Below are 3,761 nucleotides of genomic sequence, written 5' to 3' on the forward strand. Positions count from 1 at the left end.
GCCGGACCGCCCAACGGTCCGGCACCTCTCATGGTCGGTGTGGTGGGTCGTAACTCAGTCGTGCCTGGCGCCGCGGCGGGTCCGCTTGGCTGCCAGGGTGTTGATGGTGAGGGTGAAGGCCGGGCCGCCGTTGGCGTGCCAGCGGCGCTGCAGGCCGTCGACGATCGCGCTACTGCAGTACGCCAGGTGCGGCCGATAGGCGCTGCGCCCCACGGAACCAGATCATCGCAGGTCAACCATCGCGTCGCCTTTTGGAACCCCTCACGGCGTTCGCCGAACTCGCCACGGCGACCGGACCTCAGACGCACACCGGTTCAACGCGGCCGCCGGTACGGGAACGCAACGACGCCAAACCATGACCTAGATCTGACAAAAATGCCACGCTACGTGCGACTGTCGCACCATCGGCTGGATCGCCTGCCCCGACTACACTGGCTCGCGCCGTCCCGAAACATGTCCATGGTCATGCGACAGCCCGAACTCATCTCCGGACGATCGAGGTTCACCGGTGCCAGGCGATATCAGAGGTCTGTCCCAGAAGATCGTCGAGAACGCGTTGAAGGTGGCCTTTCCCTCGGCGGGTGATCGCATCGAGGGCATCAGTGGCCTGGTCAGTTCGATCCGCGAGATCAAGGCGAACCGAAAGGCGCGGTCTGGCGTGGCCGCGCGACTGGAGGAAGCGGCGTTCGAAATCGAAGAGCGCCTATTGGTGTACGCACAGCGCGAGTTCCGCAACCTGCCAAAGGCAGAACGCGACCTCGCCGTCGCGGGCGTCCTGGCCGCCATCGACAGCATGGACACCATCGAGGACCTCGCCGTGTCGGACGTGCATTCCGCCCGGCTCTTCCAGCTACTGGTGCCACGAGCGGAGGAGCACTGGCACCACGAGTCCCTTTCCGAACCAGCACTCGGCTACGGGCGGACGTATCTGGCACACGCCTGTTCTTATGTCGCGGCGGTGGTCCAGGCGCTGCCGGAGTTCGACGCCCGCGTCAACATGGAGACATACCAAATCGTTCGTCGGCTGGAAGAGGAACTGCGCGAAGCGATCTCGCGTGTGGTCACTCCCACCGTCGGCCTGTCCGGTGCCCAGCTGACGGCGGGCGATGAGGCGTCGCACCGCACCGATATCACCCTCGAGTACGGCACCATCGAGCTATTCGGCCTAAGCCTGCCCGACAAGCTGCGCAAGCAGCCGATCCACAGCGCCTAAATACAGCTGCGCGCCGCGCGCGCACGCCACGTGGACGGAAGCCCGCTGGCACGACACTTGATTGACCGCCGGCGGGACACCGGAGATCTTTTCAGCGAGTATGACCCGCAGGACAGGGTGTTGCGGGGTCTGGCCGACAAGCCCTTGATGGTCGAGGATGCACTGGCGGACATTTTTAGCAACGGCGAGATCCGCAACCAGACGCACAGCTACACCGTGCCCGACGACGCTGCTCGCATCCCCAGGTCCCCGTCCCGTCGCCGCGCGGCGCCCGGCCATCGCAGCGAGTCCGCGCAAGAGGTCACCAAGCTGCAGCGCTACGGGGCGCGCGCGCTGGTCACCGGCACGGCGGGCTGTGGCAAGACCACCGTCAGTCGATGGCTGGCGGTCAAGCTGGCCTCGCGGTCCCTGCCACGGAACCTGCGCCGCGAACTCGAGGACGTCGTGCCGTTCTACGTTCCGCTACGCACTCTTTTCCGGTCCGCCCGCCGCCCCGGTCTGCATCACCTGGCAGATCCACACGCCTCCGACGCCGGCAACCGGTCGGCGGCATGGATAGCTGATTGCCTGCGCGACGGCCAGGCACTGCTCATCGTCGATGGGTTCGACGAGCTTTCCGACGCCACGAAGAGCGCAGCCGAGAAATGGCTGGCCGAATTGATACGGGACTAGCCCGCAGCACACGTGATCGCGACGTCACGGCCAGAGGGGGTCAACCAAAGGTGGTTCACAGACCGGCGCTTCGAGCACGTGGAGATCCTGCCGATGGAGCCGCCCGAGGCGCGCAGTTGTGTGATCAACTGGTACAAGTCGCTTCTGGACGACGCCGACCCGGAAGTCGCGCACGAGTACGAGGTCTCCCGTGACCGGTTGCTCCACGACATGTCCACGAGGCAAACGCTGGCCGAACTGAGCCAGACGCCGCTGCTCTGCGCCATGCTGAGTGCCCTCTACTCCGCCGGATGCCTTGATTCCGCACCGGAGACCAGGACGGACTTGTACCAGCAGGTCGTCGGAGCCCTCGTCTTCCGGCGCGACCAGGCACGGCTGGCCTGGCACAAAGACTCTTCGATGTTCGTCGGGCGCGAGCGGATTCAGGTGCTCCAGGCAATTGCCCGCACGATGACCGACAAGTCGCTATCCGTCATCCCTATTTGGCGCGTCCGACCCGGCCAGATCGCCGGTCCGGTGGCCGCCGTCGACGTAGTCGAGTCCCGGCTGCAGACGATGCCGACGGCGTCGGTAACCGCTCACGAGGCCCTGTCCCATCTCGTGAACCGCAGCTGTGTCTTCCGGGACGTCGGCGCGGGCGAGGGACAGTTCGTACACCGGACGTTCCAGGAGTTCCTCGCCGGACAGGAATACGCCTACATCGAGGACATCGACACGCTGCTCGACCACGCGCACCTGCCGTCGTGGCGCAACACCGTGGTCTTCGCCGCCGGGACGTGTGGTCGAGCCGGTGCCAGTAGGCTCGTGAAAGGCCTGGCCGCGCTGGCCGCGAAGCGCCGCCCCGAGCGCCGCGAGATTCTCATCCTGATGGCCGAGTGCATCGGTTCCGCCGGCCCGCTCGACGACGACGCAGCGACAGCGGCGCGTGCGCTGGTCCCGGAGGTGCTGCCGCCGCGCAACCATGCGGAGGGCGAGTCAATTGCCAGCCTAGGCGACGAACTCGTCAGCTGGCTGGGGACCTGCGACATCCCCGACATCGAGGCGTTGCGCGCGTCGCTCCACGCCTGTGGCATCGTCGGCTCCGCGCGCGCCATGGCCGTCGTCCACCGGTTCTCGCAGCGGCCGGAGGCCAACGAGGCGGCGGAGGACTTCCTACGCCTGTGGCAACGTTTCGACCCGGTGACGTATGCGACCAGCGTGCTCGCCAACCTGGACTTTGGCAACCGCAAGATCGTGATTGGGTCTCCGCGGGCACTCCCCGGCGTCGCTAGCTTGCAGGGCGCTCGCCGGTTCCGGGTCGACATACCGACCGTGGATCTGCGTTTCCTCGGCACTCTGCCCGACCTGGAGGAACTCGACTGCCGCGCGGCGAACCTGGTTACCGCGGACGGAATCGACGGTGTGCCCCGCCTCGAACGTCTCGACCTAAGCATGAACCCGCACCTTCACGACATCTCCCTGGTAAAGGCGGTGGAAGGGCTCCAGGAACTGAACCTGACCGGCTGCTCCGCCCTCGGCGATCTATCAGCGCTGGTCGGACTTCGACGACTGAGAGCGCTGTCCGTCAGCGGCTGTTCGGCCGTGGTCGACTTCTCGTTCCTACCACGGCTGAGCCAGCTCCGGACGCTATGGCTGAATGACTGCACCATCACGTCCCTGAGCGCTTTGCGTCAGCTCGAAGACCTGCGTTCACTGTTCGCGGACGCGGCCGAGCCCATCCGTGAACTCGGCGACCTCACCTCGCTGAGCAGGGTGCGAACTGTCGTTCGGTCTTGCTAAGCGAGCCTGAGTTTGTGGGTGTCTGGCTGGCCTTGGTGCGGGCTGGCGTGGTGATGGCGGTTGTTGTCGGTGGTGCTCGTTACGCTGGATGTCCTAT

The 3,761-nt window shown here is 65.9% G+C and carries 4 protein-coding genes; 3 read left to right on the forward strand and 1 reads right to left on the reverse strand.

From position 1 onward, the window contains the following. Window positions 1-54: 54 nt before the first annotated feature. Window positions 55-213, reverse strand: a complete 159-nt coding sequence (locus tag FLL47_RS43505) for a hypothetical protein (RefSeq protein WP_186316255.1) — start codon at window positions 211-213, stop codon at window positions 55-57. A 295-nt stretch (window positions 214-508) separates the two neighbouring features. Between FLL47_RS43505 and FLL47_RS42435 the strand changes: the two genes are divergently transcribed. The 3 genes from FLL47_RS42435 to FLL47_RS42445 all read left to right on the forward strand — a co-directional run bounded on the left by FLL47_RS42435 (window position 509) and on the right by FLL47_RS42445 (window position 3,664). Further along, on the forward strand, window positions 509-1,213 hold the full coding sequence (locus FLL47_RS42435; RefSeq protein WP_144128358.1) for an NACHT N-terminal Helical domain 1-containing protein: 705 nt from the start codon (window positions 509-511) through the stop codon (window positions 1,211-1,213). A 30-nt stretch (window positions 1,214-1,243) separates the two neighbouring features. Beyond that, a complete protein-coding gene (locus FLL47_RS42440; protein ID WP_144128359.1) occupies window positions 1,244-1,885 on the forward strand; it encodes an NACHT domain-containing protein in 642 nt (213 codons plus the stop codon). Between the two features lie 78 nt (window positions 1,886-1,963). Continuing rightward, on the forward strand, window positions 1,964-3,664 hold the full coding sequence (locus FLL47_RS42445; protein WP_144128360.1) for an NACHT domain-containing protein: 1,701 nt from the start codon (window positions 1,964-1,966) through the stop codon (window positions 3,662-3,664). Window positions 3,665-3,761 lie beyond the last annotated feature (97 nt).

It is taken from the genome of Catellatospora sichuanensis (assembly GCF_007483665.1).
In the GTDB taxonomy this organism is placed as follows: Bacteria; Actinomycetota; Actinomycetes; order Mycobacteriales; family Micromonosporaceae; genus Catellatospora; species Catellatospora sichuanensis.